The sequence below is a fragment of the Pseudoalteromonas sp. MER144-MNA-CIBAN-0113 genome (assembly GCF_040308965.1).
Lineage (GTDB): Bacteria > Pseudomonadota > Gammaproteobacteria > Enterobacterales > Alteromonadaceae > Pseudoalteromonas > Pseudoalteromonas tetraodonis.
In genome coordinates, this window is sequence record NZ_JBEOOG010000018.1 from 41001 (window position 1) to 61919 (window position 20919).

Genomic DNA, 20919 nt, shown 5'->3' on the forward strand with positions numbered 1-20919 from the left:
GTTATCTACCCCAGCAATAGTTGATGTCGGTATCGCCTTTACTACCCGTTGCTCCTTTTAAGCCAACGTCATTAATGGTTAATGACGTGCAATCAGCATCCCCTTTCACGGCACCATCAATGGGCTTCGCAGTGATTGTAAATTCATTGCTATTAACCACATTAATTGTTAGCTCAAAATGCCCGTTTTCAGTTTTACTTTGAATACCTAAGTCACTAAACGAAGTTGAATAGACTCGGTTATCTACAAAGTACTGCTCCTGCTTGTTTGCAGCATCTAAAAGTGCAGATGCCGCTTCTGCACGTGATGCGCGTTTTACATATTCACTGTAATTAGGCACGGCAATGGCGGCTAAAATACCCACAATTGCCACGGCTATCATCAGCTCAATTAAAGTAAATCCAGTGTACTTGGCAACCATCTAATGACTCCTAATTATTCACTTCATCGTTTTCTTCACGTTTGTAAATATACATTTGCTGAGTTTTAAAGCCAAACCCAATAGGCTGAGTATCGTTAACTAGCTGAATTTTACCATCTACTATTTTTAAATTAGGCCCAATAATTTCAATTGGTCTAAACGGATTCTCTGCATTTTTGCCTTTTATGCCTGGGCCAATTAAATAAAATTGGCTTTGTACGTCAACCGTTGTGTCATCGTCGCATTTACCGTCTGAATTACCGTCAACACAGGAGGCACCAAAATAAAGTTGCGGCGTATCAGGGACTTCATAACTGGTGGCAAATTTTAACTCATCATATACTTTAGTGCCGTAATGCAAATGAAATGCATATAAAGAGCCACCGCCACCGGTTAACGAACATTGGTTTAGTCCAGTATCCGATGCAGGACTAAATGAAGTAAAATACGCAACGCCTCCTACCACGGTTGCCGCAGCAAGCGATTTTTCGCCGGGCGATAACGTATAATGCCAGCCTTTAAATGTATTTGTCAGTTCAACTTCTAGATTTATAAACTCACTAACATTACTTAATGCATTACCAAACTTATCTTCATTCATCGACATTAAATCTGTAAATAAAATAGTTTCAGGAGCGTTATTTTTAAATGATTTTGTGAGCGTATTTTCATCCCTTATCATAAAAAGCTCATCGGCTGTGGTTGAATTTACCGGGTTAGTGCGGTTACCACTGCCAATAACGATGGCATCGTAAGGAGTTTCAACACGTGAAGTAACACCCTCTTTTTGAGTCACTTTACTAAATATGGTTCGCGCTATGGCTGGTTTATAAAAAAAGCGCCTATCTTTACCATCAGCAAGCGATGCAAGTTTAAAGTGGCTAAATTCATTTGTTTGACTACCTGGCATATCAACACGCCAAATGTCGCCACCGGTATCTGCTGCGTAAATTCTATCAATATAGCCATCGTAATTAGAGTCAAGCAATGTAACGTCTGCGGCAATACTGTGTTTACCAGTAAAGCTATTGTTACTGCGCAGTGACCAAAGCTTTTTACCGGTTTTAGCATCAACAATAAACACATCTCGACCCATTGAGTCTGCATCGCGTTTATTCCCTTTGTCTTTATCTTTAATGGTGTCGTAGCCACCGCCAAAAATCAAAACGGGCTTATCACCAAAGGCCTTTATAAACGCAACTTGTGGTTTCGACCAAGACTGACCAAGCTCTTCAAAACCTGAATCTACCCCGCCTTTAATACTCCACATTAAAGAAGGTGAGTCAGGCTTAGTAATATCTAACCCATAATAGTTTTTACCGCCACGTCGCATGCCTGCAAACGCCCATACAGCATCACCTTTACCCGCATTAACAATGCCATCATTAATACCATCGGCATCTAAACTCTCATTTTTAGAGTACACGCTAATAGGGCCATCCATGCCATATTTTTTTCCGGCCTCTTTGGCTCTAAGCGGCTTAATAATATTAAATAACGCTGAAGGTATGAATGCCCAGCTTTCAGTTACTTCATTCTTACTATCATCATCTTTAAACATGTGTAAAAAGCCTGCGTTTGTACCGACAAGTATACGAACATCATTATTGCCATAATCAATCGCCACAGGTTTTGAATGTAAAGGGTCGCCAAAAATGTCAGCTCGCTGGGTGCTTGTAGTATTCTCATTATCAACATCAACACCACGTGCCCAGTTTATTGTTGAATCAAGATCGCTTTTAGGCACATTAAAAACACCAGCAGCTTTTTCTTTGTCACCATAAACTTGCACTAGGTTAGATATATTAAATACCCCAATATCTGAAATTAATTTACGCTTACCCGGATCTAAACTTGTCAGCATCGCATTAACTCCACCGCTTTCAACGGAGTTGCCATCAGCTAAATTGCCCTTCGTCCAAAATGTTTTAGCGTCTTTTTTAATTAATCCGTCACTATTTAATGCAAGCGTTAATGTAGAGTCTATGAGTTTATTTCCCATCACTTTTATTTTTTTTAAATTACCACGCCATCGTGTTCCAACTTCAGGATAAAACATAGCGAGATAAACCGCATCCTTACTACGGGTCTGATCGACATTGTTACTTGCAAAAGAAGGCGATGTAAAGGTGCTGTTTTCTTCTCGTATTAAGGTAATGGTATTTTTAAGTGCCGAGGTAAGAGTAGCGGCTGTATCTGCTTCAAAATAATCGCCACCGCCAACTTTAGCCGCTTCCTCCAATAATTTAAGTGCATCTTCATCCATCCCTCCACCAAAGCCAATAGTAAATAACCTTGCAGTATCAATCGTTTCAGTAGTTTGAGGATATAAATCAACATCAGTATTATCGTTGCCATGTAAAATTTTGGCTAGCGCTACTAAATAACTACGATAACTCCCAAAAGATCCCGCATTACTTTTAAAAACGTTATTATAGGTACTCTTTATACTATTATCTGCTTCATCATCATTCTGAGGTTCGCCGTCGGTCATTAAAATAATATTGATGGAGTTATCACAGCGCAGCGAATTTTCGTTGTTTTTTCTAAAAGGCGACTCATACTTTTGGCTATTTTCTGCACTTGTGTCTCTATCATCAACATTTTTTGCAAACTTAAGGTTTTGCCCTGAAATGTATAAATACGCTTCCCATAATGTTTCTGTTAAGGGCGTTGAGCCATAAGCAGGTAATTCATTAATTCTATCAACCAACGTATCTTCGTCTGTGCCAACTCTAGCAAGCACATAACCACCACCAGGTTCGTTACCTGCGTTATAATTAAAACGCATTAAACCAAAGTCAATATCATTATTGTCCTTTATTAAACCTTTTACAGCTCTTTTTGCAACCTCAAGCCTTGTTCCACTTTCAACTTCATCAACACAACTTGGTTGATAGTTTCTGTTACCAATATTTATATAACATTGTTCATTATATTCGTTGTAGCTATCTTTACTTTCATAACAGCTTGGTAGTTGTTCATAATAAGGAGGAAACCAAAGAAACCCCCTCCTTTTTATAAAACAACGCTCGCTTGTGCCTGCTGATGTAACTTCCTCATCCATACTTCCTGACGTATCAAAAATAAACAATACCCGAGGTTTTTCATCTACATTGACATCTTTATTTACATACAGCTCTATGTCTTCAGCTTTGCTCGGCGCTGTAAAAAAAAGGCACATAAAATAAGTAAATATAATACTTGCTGCTAGTTTCATGTTAAATCCCCTTACCTTTATCGGCCATTTCTTGCGCTATACCCGTTACAACTGTTAGCTGGTGCTTGCTCTTAGAGCCATATTCAATAGTAGTGGTGACTTGCATCATGTTGCAAACGACCCCCTCTGTAGGGTTGTATCTACGCGGGCAGTTAAGCTCCATTACTCCCTTATTTAAATTGGTCATGGCACTTTGCATACCATCATGAGTAGCTATCGTTTTCCATTGCTCAGGGATCTCGTTCTTAGTTAAGAAAAACTGGCTAGCGCCGCCTTTATTAGCCTCTTGTGCTATCACTCGTTGAACCTCGCCGACTAGCATGTTTTCTGCCACTTCCCGCTCTTGTGCTGCATTGGTAATTTTAATGTCGATGGTACTGCTACTCATTAATGTAACGGCAATACCGGTTACTGCTATTACCATAATTAGAGCAGTAATAAGCACTACTCCCTTTTGCTTATGCTGTGTAGGTGTGTGTGTTACATACGCCATAAATTTGCCCCTACATTATTTAAACGAATAGTGGTAGTAAATACAGTACGCCTATAGTTATCAGTAACTTCAAGCTTACGCGCGTTTTCATCTTCACCGAGTGTATATATTTGCTTTTTGCTATTTATGCTTGGATCGGGTTGCAATGTTCTTACTAATAAAAATATCTGCACGGTTAAAATACCTTGTTGATTGCCCCACTCAGCTGCAGTCATTTTGTTTATGCTGCGATACGAATCGACCTTGCCATTACCATTAGTATCGAGACCAAAAATAAAACGCATATTTTCAACCCCTTCCATGATTGTTTCGGTGGTCATACCGTTGCCAGTTAGGCGTTTTCGCATCAATGCGGGCACTGTTAGTTTTTTATTATTTACGGTATAAGTTTGTTCGCTAATATAATAAACATGGTGGCTGTAAGGCCACACAGTGGCATTGACATTAAGTGTGTTGGCATCAACCTGATCTTTGACAAAACGAGCAAGTTCTTGTTCGGCCACAAAATAATAACCATTATTAGCTGTTTCGTTAACCGCGTTAGTTACATCTAATTGGTGCCCTTGCACAAACTTAATTTGTAAAATATCAGTGCCCGATACAGGGTTATTAACACAATTAAGTTCACTTGGACTTGCCGCTGTTTTTGCATAAAGGGTTTTAAAGTTACTACTGCTGGTTAAATCAGGAAAACTGCCATTGTTGAGACCTTCAAAGCAATCACCTGTTGGACTTGCTAATGATGAGGTGTTTATTGCAGTAAATGAATTGCCATAAAATGTGCCCCAAAAGCCTACTTGTTCTATATCGCGTTGCATAATATTAATCGCTAAACGCCCTGACTCTTGCAGTTCACCTATTGCCATGGTGCTTTTGGTGGTTGTTTTCATACCAATATAAGTAAACATGACGCCACCTAAAATTAGCCCGCCGATGAACAAAGAGATCATCATTTCAATGAGTGTAAAACCTGCTTGCCTCATTTTAGCTCCTAACATAAACATAGCTGGTAAGTACTACTACACGGCGTTTTTTATCAGCTGTTCCGCAATCAATATTTGCTGTATTTTCATTTGCAGTGAATTCTTGCCTACCCTGCCATGATACAATTACTTCAATGTTAAACGCTTTACCGCCAGAGCCTGCTACCGCTTCGGGATTAACACACACGATTGCATCATCAAGAGACCCTGTATTTTCACGAGCACGAATGGCACGCTTCCATTGCTCTATGTCTAATACAGCGATTTGCGCACTGCTACACGAATCTGTAAAGCAAGTATTGGATGAATTTAAAGTTGTTTCACTCGTAAAGTTGCCTTTATACTGAGTTACAAGCGCTGAGGTATCATTAACACGTATACGTTGGATAATATCATTACCAAGCGCAACAGCAGCAGCACGTTGCATTGAATCAAAGCTTGCTTGTTTTGCTTTTGCTTGCAGGGCTACAGCCCCCAATAAACCAAAGCTAAGAATAATAAACGCAATCAGGACTTCAATAAGGGTAAAACCTTTTTGCAATTTCAACGTGCTCAAAGACATAGTAAAACCAAATAATAATTATCTGATACTAAGTGTATGCAATAAAAAAATAGATTCAACTAGCACCACGACCAACGGTTAATTATGTTGATAAGCGGTTAATAGGTTGGTGTGCTAAAGTACGCTTTTTACGCTTTTGAGCGCTCGACGACTAACGGCTAAAAAAGGTGTACACCCTTTGAGTTCAATAACATGTTGATGGTTTTTAAGTGTATGGAGTGCCAAAATTTTATTTTTATTCACTAAGGTATTTCGATGAATTCGCAATAAGTGACGAGGATATTGCATTTCAAGTTGCTTTAAACTGTCTTCAATTAAAGCCTCCCCACCATCGAATACGACTTTTGTGTACTTTTCCTGTGCATAAAAATAGAAAATATTTTCTATTTTTATGCTTCTTACGGTGCCTGCCAATTGATACGTTACTTTTTCTGTTTGTTGCTGTTGCAGGTGTACTCTGTTTAAACGTCCTAGCTGTTGTAATGCATGTTGCAAACTTTTTTCTGATATAGGTTTTACCAAATATCCGGCTGCATTTAACTGCATCGCATCAAGTGCATGCTCAGGATGAGCGGTTATAAAAATAATCGCCGGAGGTACCGCTAGATCATTGAGTTGATTGGCCACTTCGATGCCATTTAAGCCTGGCATATCAATATCTAAAAACACTAAATCAGGCTGCTGCTTTTTCATTTGTGTTAAAGCGTCATTGCCATTACTAGCCTCTCCTTGCACATGAATGGATGTATGGTTCTCAGCGAGTAAACGCTTCAATCGTGCCCTTGCTAAGGGCTCATCATCTACAATCAATACATTCATAACGTATTCTCTGCTTGTTTTGGGATGACTACTTTGACTCTAAATTGATTATCTTTGTTGGTTATTGTCAGTTGCGCCCGACCTTTATAATAAATACTTAAACGAGAACGAATATTATCAAGAGCCATACCGTTATGCTCTCTAGTATTTTCAGTTTCAGTAGGTACAGGATTAGTTACAATTAAGGTTAAATAATGTGTTGTCACATGCAGTTCAATACTTATAGTAGCACCACTTTGGCTTGGCTCAATGCCATGACATACTGCGTTCTCTACCAAAGGTTGTAATGTTAGATATGGAATATATAGCGCAGGGAGATGTTCTGGTAATAACCACTCAACCTTTAAGCGCTCTGCAAAGCGCCATGATTCAAGCGCAATATACTGTTTAGTTAATGTTATTTCATCACTGAGTAATACACTTTGACCTGAACGCATTGCAGCTTGAGACAGCGCTGCTAGTGCTAAAATTGCATGCTCTGCAGCTTCAACGTCATGATGCGTTAATTCTGCCGCCGTATTCAAGCTATTATATAAAAAGTGGGGTCGGATCCGTGCCTGCAAAGCATCAAGTTCTGCACGAGAAAGTGCTTTGGTTTGCTGCTCTTTTTCAAAATGAATAAGCAAAAATTGTACAAACAGTAAGGTAAGCAAAAATACAATAATGCAATTACGCAGCACAAAAAACGTCAGTTGTTTTTCGTTTTCAATATCAAAAGCAATATGAGAAAACACCAGACTAAATACAGCAGTACTGAGATTATATGAAGCAATAAAAAAACTGATCTGAATAAACTGAGTCTGTTTTGCGAGTAATCGACGACAAAGATATAAAAAAGAGGTACTGACCAGCACAGTTACATGGAGAAACAAACTGATCGCCCCCAAATGCAGCCATATGTCATCGCCAGCAGTAGGAGCAAAAGCTAATATAATAGCCACAACCTGTGTTACTACGAGGGATGCAAGCACACCACGCTCATTAAAAAGGGCCGAAAAAAGTAACGCATCTGGTGACAGTTGCTTACCCATTCGACCCTCCTTTTATGATTTATCTCTAAATTAACGCAGCTCTACTGGTACAGCAAAAACAATGTTTTCTTCTTCACCAGGATTTTCTGTTACTTGGTTACCACCGAGCTCTTTTAAGCGGGTAATCACTTGCTGCACTAGCACTTCAGGTGCTGACGCGCCTGCGGTAACCCCCACACTATTGATACCATCAAACCATGACGCTTCAACATTGCTGGCATCGTCAATTAAGTACGCACGCGTGCCCATTTTATCAGCTAGTTCTCGTAAACGATTGGAGTTAGAGCTATTTTTAGCGCCTACAACCAATAGCACATCGACTTTGTCTGCTAAGTCACGTACTGCATCTTGACGGTTTTGAGTTGCATAACAAATATCATCTTTACGCGGACCATCAATAGCAGGAAACTTGCTGCGTAAAGCATCAATCACATCCGCAGTATCATCTACCGACAAGGTTGTTTGGCTGCAATAAAAAAGGTTATCTGCATTCTTAACATCAAGCTTTAACACGTCATCAACGGTTTCAACTAGGTAAATGCCACCTTGTTGATTGTCGTATTGACCCATAGTGCCCTCAACCTCGGGGTGTCCATGGTGACCAATTAAAATGCATTCAATGCCTTTTCTGCTGGCACGGGTAACTTCCATATGCACTTTAGTCACTAACGGGCAGGTTGCATCAAATACTTTAAGCTCACGGCGTTTTGCTTCACTGCGTACAGCCTGTGATACACCATGAGCACTAAATATAACAATACTGTCATCCGGTACCTGATCAAGCTCTTCAACAAACACAGCGCCGCGATTTTTTAAGCCATCAACCACATAACGATTGTGTACCACTTCATGGCGCACATAGATTGGTTTTTCAAAAATATCTAAAGCGCGCTCAACAATGCTAATTGCGCGGTCAACACCGGCGCAAAAGCCTCGTGGATTAGCTAATAATATTTCCATTAACCTTGCACCTCAATAATATCAACTTCAAACGTTAAGCGCTGGCCCGCTAATGGGTGATTAAAATCGATAGTAACTGACTCGCCTTGCACTTCACGCACCAAACCCGGAAGCTCGGTGCCATCAGGTTGAGTAAACGCAATAATAGCACCTACTTTAGCCGGCGTTTCTACACCAAACTTACTACGGTCCACATAATAAATATTATCTGGGTTTGGTTGACCAAAGGCATCTTCCGGCTCAAGCTCAAATGTTTTGCTCTCACCGGCCGTTAGGCCAAGTAAACATTTTTCAAAATTAGCGGTTAAGCTGCCATCACCCATAGTGAGCTTAGCCGGCTTGTTATGCACTTTCGTTGAGTCAGCGGCAGAGCCATCTTCTAGTTTAATAGAAAAATGAAAAATAACGTCTGAGTTTTCACCAATTACAGCTTGGCTCATGCTTTATGCTCCTTTGGATTTTCGCCGGTAAAGGCGTCAAATAGTAATAATGCAGCACCAATACAAATAGCGCAGTCTGCAATATTAAATACGGGAAAATGTGAGTCTTCGTAAAACACATGTAAAAAATCAATAACGTAACCATAAGCAATGCGGTCGTATAAGTTACCAATAGCACCAGCTAAAACTAACGAGTAAGCACCACATAATACTTTATTAGAGGCTGGAAGACGTTTTAACCACCACACCAACAAACAACTAATCGCGATTGCTATTGCACTTAAAAACCAACGCTGCCAGCCACCCGCTTCGCTTAAAAAGCTATAGGCTGCACCGTAGTTATGTACATAAGTGATGCTAAAAACAGGCAGTAAATTAATTGACTCACCATACGCCATGGTGTTTACAACCAGTGTTTTACTGGCAAAGTCTATTACAAGCAGTAATAGACTCAACCAAAGCCACACTAAACCACTTTTTTGGGTTAGTTTGCTCACTAAAAACAACTCCTAAGCGAATTGACGCTTTTCACCTTCACCGTCAACGTTACTTACACAACGACCACAAATTTCAGGATGAGCAGGCTCAACACCTACATCTTCACTGTAATGCCAACAACGCTCACACTTTTTAGCATCTGTTGCTGATACGCTAATGTATAAACCATCAATTTCAGTAGTTTGTGAATCTGCAGGTTGACTATCTACCTCGGTAACGTTAACCGCAGAGGTTAACAACACAAAACGTAGCTCATCGCCTAACGCCGCAAGTTTTGCTGCAAGCTCTTTGCTGGCAAACAGGTTTACGGTTGCTTGTAATGTTGCGCCAATCACTTCTTCTTTACGTGCAGCTTCTAACAGACGGTTCACTTCGTCACGCACATTTAAAATAGCTTGCCAGTCTTCATTACTAAACTTGGTCGTTGTTGGTGCTTGTAATCCCTCATACCATGTTGAAGTAAACACGTAGTCACTGCGCTCACCTGGAAGTGCTTCCCAAATTTCTTGCGCTGTAAAGCTCATGATTGGTGCCATCCAACGCGTCATTGCTTCAGCAATATGATAAAGCGCTGTTTGACAAGAACGACGTGCATGGCTGTCGCTTTTTGCCGTGTACTGACGGTCTTTTATAACGTCTAAGTAGAACGAACCAAGCTCACCGGTACAGAAGTTCATTAGCTTTTGCGTTACTAATAGCATTTGGTAGCTATCGTAAGCCGCTAAAATATCATCTTGTAACTGTGCTGCGCGCCCTACAATCCACTTATCAAGCTCAACCATATCATCAACAGCAACTTGATCCGTTTTTGGATCAAAACCACTTAGGTTAGCAAGTAAGTAACGGCTGGTGTTACGAATACGACGGTAACGATCTGCCGAACGTTTGAATATTTCATCGGATACAGTCATTTCTGCCGTGTAATCAGTTGATGCTACCCATAAACGTAAAATATCAGCGCCCAGTTTATTCATCACATTTTGTGGCGAAATAACATTGCCTAATGACTTAGACATTTTGCGGCCGTTTTCATCAACCGTAAAGCCATGCGTAAGCACTTGCTTGTATGGTGCATGACCATTAATTGCCACTGAAGTCATCATTGATGACATAAACCAACCACGGTGTTGATCAGAACCTTCAAGGTATAAATCTGCAGGACCAACTAAATCTTCACGCGCATCAACAACACAGGCATGAGTCACACCTGAGTCAAACCACACATCTAGCGTGTCTTGTACTTTCATGTACTGTTTAGCGTCTTCTTCACCTAGCAAAGTAGCAGGCTCTAGGTCATACCATGCTTGAATACCTGATTTTTCGACAAGTACTGCAGCTTGTTCAATCAGCTCTTGAGTATTTGGGTGTAATGCACCCGTGTCTTTATCAACAAACAATGCAATAGGTACACCCCAGGTACGTTGACGCGAAATACACCAATCAGGGCGGCCTTCAACCATGTTGGCAATACGGCTTTCGCCCCATTCAGGTAACCATTGAGTATTTTTAATTTCAGCCAGTGAATCTTTGCGTAAGTTAGCCTGATCCATGCTAACAAACCATTGTGGTGTGGCGCGGAAGATAATAGGCGTTTTATGGCGCCAACAATGTGGGTAGCTATGAGTTAATGCATGATGATGCATTAGGGCATTATTTTCTTTTAATACCTCAATTACACTCGCATTGGCTTTAAACACATGCTGACCGGCAAATAATTCAGTGTCAGGTAAGTACACTCCGTTTGCGCCAACTGGGTTAGCTACTTCAAGATTATACTCAAGGCCTGCCACGAAATCTTCTTGACCATGACCAGGTGCAGTATGTACAACACCCGTACCAGAATCTGTGGTTACGTGTTCAGCTACAATAACCGGTACGTTAAAGTCATAAAATGGGTGTGCAACGTTTAAGTTTTCAAGTGCTGCACCTTTAACATAGCCAAGGATATGGAAGTGGTTAAAGCCAAAACGATCCATCGCATCTTTAACAAGCTCAGAACCTAAAATCAGACGCTGCTGAGCACCTTCATCGTCTACTTGTACTAGCGCGTATTCTAAATCAGCATGCACAGCAACCGCACGGTTAGCTGGCAAAGTCCACGGTGTCGTAGTCCAAATAACAGTCCCTACACTGCCAGTGCCTTGATGGCCATCAGCTAAGTTAAACGCATTTATTACTGCGTCTTGATCAGCAAAAGTAAAACGTACATCGATAGCTGGCGATTGTTTATCTTGGTATTCAACTTCTGCTTCTGCTAATGCAGAGCCACAATCTGTACACCAATGCACAGGTTTTGCGCCTTTGTGTAGATGGCCATTTTTTATAATGCGACCTAGTACACGAATTGCATTGGCTTCAAAGTCAAAGTTCATGGTTAGGTAAGGCTTATCCCAATCACCAAAAACGCCTAAACGTTTAAAGTCTACTTTTTGGCCTTCCACTTGCTTTTTAGCATAGGCACGACATTTTTCGCGAAATTCTGCAGCAGTTACCTTAACACCGGGTTTACCGACTTTTTTCTCAACCATTAACTCGATTGGTAAACCATGACAGTCCCAACCCGGTACGTATGGCGCATCGAAGTCTGATAAGGTTTTAGACTTAACAATAATATCTTTTAATATTTTATTTACTGAATGGCCTAAATGGATATCGCCGTTTGCATACGGAGGGCCGTCATGCAAAATGAAAGTTTTTTTACCTTTCTTTGCGCTGCGAATTTGACCATACAGGTCGTCTTCATACCATGCTTTAAGCATTTTTGGTTCACGTTGTGCCAAATTGCCACGCATTGGAAACATTGTTTCCGGTAAATTCAAAGTATGTTTGTAGTCGCTCATTAATCCTACTTTCCGTCTCTATCGGCTACCTAATTTAAACCAAAACACTGCTTAGCGGCGGCAACATCGGTTGCTATTTGTGCCGTCAGTTGTGTTAATGTCTCGAATTTTTTCTCGTTGCGGAGTTTTTCAATCAACTCCACATGCATAAATTGTCCATAAATATCTTGTGCAAAATCAAAAAGGTGTACTTCTAATAAGGCACGAGTTCCATTAAATGTGGGTTTGTTTCCAATGTTAGCTACCCCAAAAACGTGTTTTCCTGCGATCATTACTTGAACCGCGAATACGCCATTAACCGGACAAACTTGACGCTTTAGCGCAATATTTGCCGTTCTAAAACCTAATTCTCGGCCTTTTTTCCAGCCGTGAATAACACGCCCAGATATCGCATAATTATGCCCAAGCATGACTTTTGCACTAACCAAGTCACCCTCAGCAAGCGCTTCTCGTATTAAGGTACTGCTTACTCTAGCATTTAATTGCCTAAAGCTGGCAGTGCTTTTAACACTCATTCCCGCTTGAGTACCCATATTAGCCAATAGGCTAAAATTTCCTTGGCGCTGTTTACCAAATCTAAAATCATCGCCAACCGTTAATGCTTTAACGCCCAGCTTTTTAATTAAAATATCGCTCACAAACTGCTCTGCATGCATATTTGCAAACGCTTGATTAAAGCTAATACAAATAACGCGCTCAATCCCCAAGTTACTCAATAGACGAAGTTTATCACGCAGTCGAGTAAGCCTAGCCGGGGCATTGTTTTTTGCAAAAAACTCTTGTGGCTGAGGCTCAAATAACATTACAGTGCTGGGTAAATTATTTTCTTTGGCATCCGCTAACAGCCCTTTTAATACGGCAGCATGACCCAAATGAACACCATCAAAATTACCAATGGTTAGCACACAACCAAAGTGTTGTGGGCGTATATTGTGTATACCTCTAATTAACTCCATGCCACCTAATGCCTTTTTCAGCGAGCGATAAAATGCGACCTTGGGTCGCAGAGTGTCCGATTATAATCTTTTTTTTAATTTGATTCAGTAATTGCTACACTTTTTATCGTATTTAGTCTAACGCCCATCAAAAACAACATAAAAAAGTAACTAACAACCGCAATAATTAATAACACAACCAACAACATAACTTGTTCACTAAAGTGCCAGCTAGGCCAATCATAGTGTCTACTGGTAAACCACACTAGCGCGCCCATCGTCACACTCGCCAGCAAACACTTCAAAGTGAAGTAGCCACTCATGCTGGAGAACTGGTAAACATTCTCTTTTTTAAGCTGTCGGTACAGTAAGTAGGCATTACAACTAGCCGACATAGAGGTTGCCAGGGCTAAGCCTAAATAGCCAATAAAGGGCGCCAGCATAATATTAAACACCATGTTAAGCACCAAAGTGACAATACCAATGCGCACCGGTGTTTTCGTATCTTGGCGAGAATAAAACCCAGGCGCCAACACTTTAATTAACATAAAGCTGACTAATCCCACCGAGTAGGCAACCACCCCTAAGCTCACTGCCTTAACGTGATCAATGCCAGCCTCTTTAAACGCGCCGTGATCAAACAGAACAGTAATAATCAACGGGCTTATAATCATCAGGCCTACCATTGCAGGGAGCCCTAAAAAAATCACAAATCGCACTCCCCAATCTAGGGTATGTTGAAAGTCGCTACTTTTTTTACTGCTGTGTAATTTTGATAGCGCAGGTAAAATAACCGTCGCAATACCGATACCAAATAAACCAAGTGGGAATTCAATCAGTCTATCTGAGTAATACAGCCAAGCGATAGAGCCTGTCATCAATAATGAAGCTATTACCGTATCGAGTAATAAGTTAATTTGACTAATTGATACACCAAATAACGCTGGGAGCATTAACTTGCGTACTTTTTTCACATTTTCATCTTGCCAACCCCAGCGCGGGCGCGCTAGCATTTTTGCTTTATACAAAAACGGCAGTTGAAATAATAGCTGTACCACGCCTCCTAAAAACACGCCAACAGCTAACGCATAAGCGCCTACAGAAAACTGATCATGTAATAAAATGGCACAACTAATAATGGATACATTGAGTAACACCGGGGTAAAAGCCGCAACGGCAAAACGATTATAAACGTTCATCACCGCGCCACTGAGCGCCACAAGGCTTACAAAAAACAAATAAGGAAAAGTCAGTTTTAATAGCGAACTGGCAAGCTCAAACTTTTCTGCGTCAGGGCCACCTTGCCACCAATCAATAAACCAACCAGTGCCGAATAAAGCAGCAATAACAGGTGACGCTATCACACCAAAGAGTGTCACTATCAGTAAAATAGTGCCTAACGTGCCGGCGGCTTGGGCAACAAATATTCTGACCTTCTCATCGCCTTGCTGCTGTTTAATTTCACTTAATACCGGTACAAACGCCTGTGCAAAAGCCCCTTCAGCAAATAAACGGCGTAAAAAATTAGGAATACGGTTTGCAAATAAAAACACATCGGCCGCAGCCCCTGCCCCCAACAAGTTAGCAACAACAGCATCACGCACTAGCCCTAAAATACGCGAGATCATTGTCATTGCACTTACAATCATCCCGGAACGAAACAAACCTTTTGACACTATAAATCCATATTAAAAATCAGCAATTAAGTTAATTATGCCATAGTCTTTTTTATAAATCGCTTTAAAGCACTAGGCTCGAACCCCTTGCTTTGTTACAATAGCGCCATTAACTGCTAAAGCGGCAAATTGATGTTCGTTATAAGGAGCAGTTTTTCTTGGATTGTTAAAATTAAATTGACATTCATGATAAAAACAGGCATATTCCACGGCCTTTAATTTAAGCTTTATTTAAGATTGTTAGGAGCAAACCTTGGCTAACATCAAGTCTGCAAAAAAACGCGCTATCACAAGCGAAAAAAACCGTCAGCACAACGCAAGCCGTCGTTCAATGATGCGTACTTACTTCAAAAAAGTAATCGTAGCTATTGAAGCTGGCGATAAAGAAGCTGCACAGCAAGCTTTTTCTGTTGCTACACCTATCCTAGACCGTTACGCAACTAAGGGTCTAATCCACAAAAACAAAGCTGCTCGTCATAAGAGCCGTTTAGCTGCTAAAATTAAAGCGCTATAATTGTTTTTGCAAGATTAAAAAAACCGGCTTTTGCCGGTTTTTTTTTGCCCAAAATAAATACGCCTCTTAAACGTTATCAAGCTCTGGATAAAACTTTTTCAATATCGCCGCAATTTTCTTTGGTGAAAATGGTTTAACCACAAACCCTTTTGCCCCTCTATCTATTGCATCCTTCACATTTTCAACGCCTGAATGAGCCGACACCATCACCACGTTTGTCTCTGGTGATAAGTCATTAATTTGCGCAATAAGTTCTTTACCATCGCCATCAGGTAGTTCTATGTCTAAAAATATAATATTAAAATTGGCTGCGCGACACTCGCTAATACACTGCGCGGCCGTAGACGCTTCTTTTACATTCTCTATCCCTAAATGCATTAATGTTTGACTTAGAAAGCTACGCACAGTGCTAACATCGTCAACTATTAAAATAGATAGCTGCGTATTCATATACAATCCTTATAGGCTAAAACCATGTCTGCGAAGTTGGTGATTTGCTTAAAATACAAATATTTACTTTATTATAGAGGGCTAAGCTAAAAAGGCCAGATTTGCTTTATGTCGAAAACCACAAAAAAAGTCGCCGCAAAAAAAATAAAGCCGCTACTGTTAAACAAAGATCCAGTAATAAGCTTGCAAACACTGGCTCACAATTAAAACTACACTCAAGTAGCGCAAAGTGTGGCATCAAGTTGACCCTGCTTTTTATTTTCACGATATTATTACTTATACTTGTTTTAGTGCCAAAGCCAAGTTTACTTACTTATAAAAAATCGTCTATGGTAAGCCAAAGTGTGTATTGGCCTGGGTTGTTTTCAAGCGAACCAAAACTACTGGACTCAACCCTAAACCCGCGACTGGATAAGGAGCATAGAACCCTTTACCTATGTATTGATTTACAGCAACCGCAGAGCTGTCAAAAATATCGAATTATTGCTGAAGAGGGATTATTTTCGGTATTAATGACCTACTTTTAGCATTAAAAAAACTAATCTGAAAATTTAAAATTACTTGGTTGAAAGCTGTGCAAAAGATCAACATAATGGCGCTCCTTTTTTCAACAACTGAACTATTGAAACGACCATGCTAAACGAGCTAGATTGGCTTTTAAATACATTACTACTTGCACTAGGTTTAGGTGCATTCTTTATCAACCAACTGACACTGCTTCGCGTTGCTGCGATTAGTGCCTGTGGTTTGTTATTCCTATCATTTAGCTTAGATCTTATGTCGTCGAGTATTATTTCAAATATGAGTTTAGTGTTGATCAACACATTTTACTTGTTCAAAGTTTATACGTTTGGGCAATTTAGCGTATCTCAGCATTAATTACTTCCCCTTAGAATATTTTATAGCCCAGTTTTTCTGGGCTTTTTTTATATCTCACTGTTAAAAATCTTGGGTCTGGGTTTGAACTAAGTTAAAATTTATCTCGTAATAGGGTCTGTTGACCTTTTAAGGTTAAATTTGCAGCAGTCTGTTTGGTATTTAGGCAAGGCAGAGCCTATGTGGTGTGGTTATTCCCCATAGATAGGTGATAACGCAGCATCAATGCCAAACAGGCGCTGCCCTTTGGGTTCTACCTAAGGGCGATTTACTCTTTGTTGCTCGGTTTTTACTTAGCCCACTAGGTTACAAACCTCGCGCCGCGATTAAACCGCCCCTAGTTTGAACAAATTTTAATCCGCAAAGGTCAACAGACCCTTGCCTAATTTGAGATAAGCCCATGCCATTGTCAGATTTCGATTTATTCTTAACTTCTATGGAAGATGTTACCCCCATAACGCATGACACTGTGACCTTACCACCTAAAAACCATAAAGCGGTCATCGCCCAGCAAGAAAAAAATAAAGCAGCACAATCAGATTTAATCTCTGAACAGTTCAATCCGTTGGATGAACCACTTGAATTACTCGATCCACTTGCCATATTAAGCTTTAAAAAAGAGGGTGTACAAAGCGCGGTTTTTAAAAATGTAAGATTAGCGAAATATCAGCTTGATGCGACGCTTGATTTACATGGGCAACTTTTAAAAAATGCACACGCATCATTATTAGCCTTTGTTCAAGACTGCCATCAGCGAAATATAAGAATGGTACTCGTTCGCCATGGCATAGGTATTAAAAATAAAACCAAGCCAGGGATATTAAAAAGTTACGTAAATCAGTGGTTACAAACAATTCCATGCGTTTTAGCGTTTCATACTGCACTTAGGCAGCATGGAGGAAGTGGTGCGACTTATGTTTTATTGAAGAAAAGTGATGATAAAAAGCATCAAAACAGAGAAATACACAGCAAGCGTAGCTAAATCTTGCTGTGAAAATAAGAGTCAGATCAGCAGCGCTGCCGCATTGGCTTGATTAAACCAGGCAGATATTCCTAATATAATGATAGATACAACCACGATGCTAATTTTTGCGCCCCCTTGATTGGGTTTCATAATTCATCCTATTTTTTTATTATTGTATAACTGTTTTTAACAATAATAAAAATTACAAATGTTAACAAGCTGTTTCTGTTAAAAATTAAACAAATGTTAATCCTTGAAGGCCAACAACTGCTAACTAATAACCTTGCTGCTTATCAATGCAATTTATTAATGGCTGTTTCGCTTTTAAACGCAAAATGTTTTCTGCTATTTGTTCAATAACACTATCCAGATCTGACAACGCAGCACAGTGCGGTGTTAAAGTAATACCTGGATGCAACCAATAAGGGTGTTCGCTTGGTAGTGGTTCACTGGCAAACACATCAAGCGTTGCTGCGCGTATACGTGTATTGTTAAGTGCATCAAGTAAATCAGCTTCTACTATATGCCCACCTCTGGCCACATTAATCACCACAGCATGTTCAGGCAGTTGCTCAAGTAACTGTTTATTAATAATGCCTTGGGTACTGCTGGTAAGCGGTAATAAACATACTAAATAATCGGTTTGCGCAAGCATCTGTGTTAAGCCGTCATCACCATGATAGAGTGTCGCAATGTTTGATGTTTTAGGGCTTCGGCTCCAAGCATTTACGTTAAAACCGTTATTAACCAGCCTATGTGCACATGCTTGACCTAGTTCGCCAAACCCTAAAATGCTTACTTGATTATGTTTATGCGCTCTTTTAGGTTTCCATATACTTTGCTGTTGCTTTATTGCATATTCTTTTAATCGCAATTTTTGTGCTAATACATGGGTAAGTACGTATTCAGCCATATCGTTGGCTAACTGTTTATCAACAATACGCACGACCTCTACATCCGCAGGTAATAAACTTAAATCAATGCTATCAACGCCAGCGCCAAATGATGACACAGCCTTTAAGTTTGGTAACGTGGGCCACAGTGATGCAGGCGCATTCCACGCTAAAACGAACTCTACACTCTCTAAATTTTGGCAATCATCAAGTTCTTCAATTCGAATACTAGGCAATCGTGATTTCATTTTTGCTATTAATTTTGTGTTGTCTCGACCTGTTATAGCCACCAAAACTGACATGATGATTCCTTAAAAAGTAAACCTGAATAATAGTACTGATATGGTTCAATTCAATAGTATGTAAACGGTTTTAAAAAGTCACACAACTGACCGCGTATTGTCATATCCGCACTCTAAGCTAAACATATTGGCTTTAGCCTAGTATAAAAAAGAGGTGCGTATGATCAGTGTAGATAAAGTAATTGCGACTAACTTACCACAGTTAACTAACTCATTTAAAATAAAAAAACTGGTAAAAAAGAGCCTTAGCTACTTATTACATGAACAAGAGTTTACAAACTTTGCAACAACTTATTCCCATCTTCAAGGAATAGAATTTGTCGAGCAAGTACTTGATGAACTTGATTTTGACACTCGATACAAAGCAAAACAAATAGAAAATATTCCCAGTGAAGGGAAAATTGTCATTATTGCTAATCATCCAATTGGATCCTTAGATGCGCTTGCATTAATTAATGTGTTATCGACGGTGCGTGCTGATTTAAAAGTCGTGGCTAACCGAATGCTAATGACCGTTGATGCAATGCATTCATTATTACTACCCGTTGATAATTTGTCGGGGCAAAGTAAAAAACAAGAGCTTAGTAATATCCACCAGCATTTAAAAAATGAAGGAGCATTACTTATTTTCCCTGCGGGTGAAGTTTCTCGACTTCGACCAACAGGGATCAAAGACTGTAAATGGAACAGCGGGTTTTTACGTATCGCTAAAAAAGCCAATAGCCCAATTTTACCCATACATATAAAAGCCAGAAACAGCCCGCTTTTTTACGGTGCCTCTATGCTATATAAACCGCTTGCCAGTTTACTACTAGTCAAAGAAATGTTTAAACAGCGCCAAAAATCGCTCGAATTTGAAATAGGCGCCTCCATTGCTCCTGAATCTTATTTAATACCCGATTTAAAAGACAAGGAAGTTGTCGAGCTTATACGAAAACAGCTGTACCGTTTAACCACTAAAAAAACACTGCCACTAAAAACTCATGCCCCTATTGCCTCACCAGAGTGTAAAAAAGAATTAAAAAAAGCCATCGAAAGCTGTGAACATTTAGGTAAAACCAGTGATGGCATGGTTATTTATTTATACCAATACCAAGGCAGCTCACCGTTATTTCGTGAACTTGGCCGCCTACGGGAAATTGCCTTTCGTGCAGTAGGTGAAGGCAGTGGCAATCGCCGTGATATAGACAAATACGATATGCATTATCAACACTTAGTCTTATGGGATGCACAATCACTCGAACTAGTTGGCGCTTACAGATTAGCCTGCGCGCAGGATGTGATTGAACAGCACTCTCAACGTGGGCTTTATACCGATAGCTTATTTAATTATACCCAAGAGATGACGCCATACTTCAAGCAAGGCATAGAATTAGGCCGTAGTTTTGTACAACCCAAATACTGGGGCAGAAAAAGCCTCGACTACTTATGGTATGGCATTGGTGCCTTTATTAACCGCTACCCTCAGTATCGTTACTTATTTGGTGCCGTGAGTGTGTCAAACGCACTGCCAGAGCAAGCAAAATCCTTACTGGTACATTATTATCAGCACTATTATGGCTCTGAAAAGTCACTCGCAACGCCTAACAATGCTTTTCGTCATACCCGTGAACAGCAGATTCAATGCACTAATTTGTTTATGGGTAACAACATCAAAGAAGACTTTGTAGAACTTAAACACATACTGGCTAATATGGGCACCCATGTACCTACACTATTTAAACAATACACCGAGCTATGTGAGCCAAATGGGGTAACGTTTTTAAGTTTTAGTATTGATCCGCAATTTAATAATTGTATTGATGGGTTGGTATTGGTCGACCTTGAGAAAGTAAAACCGAGTAAAGCAAAACGCTATTTGGGAGCGCAAGACACCGCCTCAATAAACTGAGTTTTGCCGTTAAAATATTAACTTAAGCGCCTAAGCTTGGGCGCTTAAACTTAAATACTTAAACTTAGGCAATTTGAATCGCCCCGTGTTTGCCAGAGACTCAATAACTTGAGAAACTGGAACTATGAAAAAATCAAATCGCTATACATCA

General features: G+C 40.1%; 19 protein-coding genes. 4 read left to right on the forward strand and 15 right to left on the reverse strand.

The genetic code is table 11. The features are described from left to right. Nucleotide 1 precedes the first annotated feature (1 nt). From AAEY57_RS06960 to murJ, 13 genes are all read right to left on the reverse strand, one after another. Complete coding sequence (locus AAEY57_RS06960; protein WP_350607100.1) at nt 2–421, reverse strand: type IV pilin protein; 420 nt, start codon at nt 419–421, stop codon at nt 2–4. A gap of 10 nt (nt 422–431) precedes the next feature. Then, entirely contained in the window at nt 432–3641 is a 3210-nt protein-coding gene (locus AAEY57_RS06965) for a pilus assembly protein (protein WP_502935489.1), read from the reverse strand. Between the two features lies 1 nt (nt 3642). Next, nucleotides 3643–4134 (reverse strand): pilus assembly PilX family protein, encoded by a 492-nt coding sequence (locus AAEY57_RS06970; protein WP_290168746.1) that lies wholly within the window; start codon nt 4132–4134, stop codon nt 3643–3645. After that, nucleotides 4122–5117, reverse strand: a complete 996-nt coding sequence (locus tag AAEY57_RS06975; RefSeq protein WP_350607103.1) for a PilW family protein — start codon at nt 5115–5117, stop codon at nt 4122–4124. The genes AAEY57_RS06970 and AAEY57_RS06975 overlap by 13 nt, the downstream gene beginning before the upstream one ends. Nucleotide 5118: 1 nt before the next feature. Next, nucleotides 5119–5679, reverse strand: coding sequence for a type IV pilus modification protein PilV (pilV, locus tag AAEY57_RS06980; RefSeq protein WP_350607105.1), 561 nt, complete (start codon nt 5677–5679; stop codon nt 5119–5121). Nucleotides 5680–5793: 114 nt separating this feature from the next. Next, nucleotides 5794–6498 (reverse strand): LytR/AlgR family response regulator transcription factor, encoded by a 705-nt coding sequence (locus tag AAEY57_RS06985; RefSeq protein WP_350607108.1) that lies wholly within the window; start codon nt 6496–6498, stop codon nt 5794–5796. Continuing rightward, a complete protein-coding gene (locus tag AAEY57_RS06990; protein ID WP_350607110.1) occupies nt 6495–7529 on the reverse strand; it encodes a sensor histidine kinase in 1035 nt (344 codons plus the stop codon). Before AAEY57_RS06990 ends, AAEY57_RS06985 begins: the two co-directional genes overlap by 4 nt. A gap of 30 nt (nt 7530–7559) precedes the next feature. Then, a complete protein-coding gene (ispH, locus tag AAEY57_RS06995) occupies nt 7560–8489 on the reverse strand; it encodes a 4-hydroxy-3-methylbut-2-enyl diphosphate reductase (RefSeq protein WP_013464473.1) in 930 nt (309 codons plus the stop codon). Continuing rightward, entirely contained in the window at nt 8489–8929 is a 441-nt protein-coding gene (gene fkpB, locus AAEY57_RS07000; RefSeq protein ID WP_013464472.1) for an FKBP-type peptidyl-prolyl cis-trans isomerase, read from the reverse strand. The genes ispH and fkpB overlap by 1 nt, the downstream gene beginning before the upstream one ends. Then, nucleotides 8926–9426, reverse strand: a complete 501-nt coding sequence (gene lspA, locus AAEY57_RS07005; RefSeq protein ID WP_013464471.1) for a signal peptidase II — start codon at nt 9424–9426, stop codon at nt 8926–8928. Before lspA ends, fkpB begins: the two co-directional genes overlap by 4 nt. Before the next feature lie 12 nt (nt 9427–9438). Further along, on the reverse strand, nt 9439–12267 hold the full coding sequence (ileS, locus tag AAEY57_RS07010) for an isoleucine--tRNA ligase (RefSeq protein ID WP_090494031.1): 2829 nt from the start codon (nt 12265–12267) through the stop codon (nt 9439–9441). 29 nt (nt 12268–12296) lie between these two features. Then, on the reverse strand, nt 12297–13223 hold the full coding sequence (ribF, locus tag AAEY57_RS07015) for a bifunctional riboflavin kinase/FAD synthetase (RefSeq protein WP_024602833.1): 927 nt from the start codon (nt 13221–13223) through the stop codon (nt 12297–12299). Between the two features lie 74 nt (nt 13224–13297). Then, the gene (murJ, locus tag AAEY57_RS07020) at nt 13298–14836 is read right to left on the reverse strand and encodes a murein biosynthesis integral membrane protein MurJ (protein WP_502935490.1); all 1539 of its coding nucleotides are present in this window, start codon (nt 14834–14836) and stop codon (nt 13298–13300) included. A gap of 295 nt (nt 14837–15131) precedes the next feature. Here murJ and rpsT point away from each other — a divergent pair, with 295 nt between their 5' ends. Further along, nucleotides 15132–15392, forward strand: coding sequence for a 30S ribosomal protein S20 (gene rpsT, locus AAEY57_RS07025; protein ID WP_008114420.1), 261 nt, complete (start codon nt 15132–15134; stop codon nt 15390–15392). Between the two features lie 66 nt (nt 15393–15458). Here the strand turns inward: rpsT and AAEY57_RS07030 are convergent, their stop codons facing one another. Next, nucleotides 15459–15842: a response regulator gene (locus AAEY57_RS07030; protein WP_350607116.1), complete on the reverse strand. Its 384-nt coding sequence runs from the start codon at nt 15840–15842 to the stop codon at nt 15459–15461. Nucleotides 15843–16475: 633 nt separating this feature from the next. Between AAEY57_RS07030 and AAEY57_RS07035 the strand changes: the two genes are divergently transcribed. Continuing rightward, entirely contained in the window at nt 16476–16721 is a 246-nt protein-coding gene (locus tag AAEY57_RS07035) for a hypothetical protein (RefSeq protein WP_013464466.1), read from the forward strand. Between the two features lie 397 nt (nt 16722–17118). Next, a complete protein-coding gene (smrA, locus tag AAEY57_RS07040; protein ID WP_076921492.1) occupies nt 17119–17700 on the forward strand; it encodes a DNA endonuclease SmrA in 582 nt (193 codons plus the stop codon). 256 nt (nt 17701–17956) lie between these two features. Here the strand turns inward: smrA and AAEY57_RS07045 are convergent, their stop codons facing one another. Then, the gene (locus tag AAEY57_RS07045; protein ID WP_076921490.1) at nt 17957–18877 is read right to left on the reverse strand and encodes a 2-hydroxyacid dehydrogenase; all 921 of its coding nucleotides are present in this window, start codon (nt 18875–18877) and stop codon (nt 17957–17959) included. 160 nt (nt 18878–19037) lie between these two features. Here AAEY57_RS07045 and olsF point away from each other — a divergent pair, with 160 nt between their 5' ends. Then, the gene (olsF, locus tag AAEY57_RS07050; RefSeq protein ID WP_350607119.1) at nt 19038–20768 is read left to right on the forward strand and encodes a bifunctional ornithine lipid synthase OlsF; all 1731 of its coding nucleotides are present in this window, start codon (nt 19038–19040) and stop codon (nt 20766–20768) included. Nucleotides 20769–20919: the final 151 nt, after the last annotated feature.

Excerpts from the sequence above, each read along its gene's own strand:
- AAEY57_RS06960 (WP_350607100.1), bottom strand. The coding sequence starts at position 421 with ATGGTTGCCAAGTACACTGGATTTACTTTAATTGAGCTGATGATAGCC.
- AAEY57_RS06965 (WP_502935489.1), bottom strand. The coding sequence starts at position 3,641 with ATGAAACTAGCAGCAAGTATTATATTTACTTATTTTATGTGCCTTTTT.
- AAEY57_RS06970 (WP_290168746.1), bottom strand. The coding sequence starts at position 4,134 with ATGGCGTATGTAACACACACACCTACACAGCATAAGCAAAAGGGAGTA.
- AAEY57_RS06975 (WP_350607103.1), bottom strand. The coding sequence starts at position 5,117 with ATGAGGCAAGCAGGTTTTACACTCATTGAAATGATGATCTCTTTGTTC.
- pilV (WP_350607105.1), bottom strand. The coding sequence starts at position 5,679 with ATGTCTTTGAGCACGTTGAAATTGCAAAAAGGTTTTACCCTTATTGAA.
- AAEY57_RS06985 (WP_350607108.1), bottom strand. The coding sequence starts at position 6,498 with ATGAATGTATTGATTGTAGATGATGAGCCCTTAGCAAGGGCACGATTG.
- AAEY57_RS06990 (WP_350607110.1), bottom strand. The coding sequence starts at position 7,529 with ATGGGTAAGCAACTGTCACCAGATGCGTTACTTTTTTCGGCCCTTTTT.
- ispH (WP_013464473.1), bottom strand. The coding sequence starts at position 8,489 with ATGGAAATATTATTAGCTAATCCACGAGGCTTTTGCGCCGGTGTTGAC.
- fkpB (WP_013464472.1), bottom strand. The coding sequence starts at position 8,929 with ATGAGCCAAGCTGTAATTGGTGAAAACTCAGACGTTATTTTTCATTTT.
- ileS (WP_090494031.1), bottom strand. The coding sequence starts at position 12,267 with ATGAGCGACTACAAACATACTTTGAATTTACCGGAAACAATGTTTCCA.
- ribF (WP_024602833.1), bottom strand. The coding sequence starts at position 13,223 with ATGGAGTTAATTAGAGGTATACACAATATACGCCCACAACACTTTGGT.
- murJ (WP_502935490.1), bottom strand. The coding sequence starts at position 14,836 with ATGACAATGATCTCGCGTATTTTAGGGCTAGTGCGTGATGCTGTTGTT.
- AAEY57_RS07030 (WP_350607116.1), bottom strand. The coding sequence starts at position 15,842 with ATGAATACGCAGCTATCTATTTTAATAGTTGACGATGTTAGCACTGTG.
- AAEY57_RS07035 (WP_013464466.1), top strand. The coding sequence starts at position 16,476 with ATGCTAAACGAGCTAGATTGGCTTTTAAATACATTACTACTTGCACTA.
- smrA (WP_076921492.1), top strand. The coding sequence starts at position 17,119 with ATGCCATTGTCAGATTTCGATTTATTCTTAACTTCTATGGAAGATGTT.
- AAEY57_RS07045 (WP_076921490.1), bottom strand. The coding sequence starts at position 18,877 with ATGTCAGTTTTGGTGGCTATAACAGGTCGAGACAACACAAAATTAATA.
- olsF (WP_350607119.1), top strand. The coding sequence starts at position 19,038 with ATGATCAGTGTAGATAAAGTAATTGCGACTAACTTACCACAGTTAACT.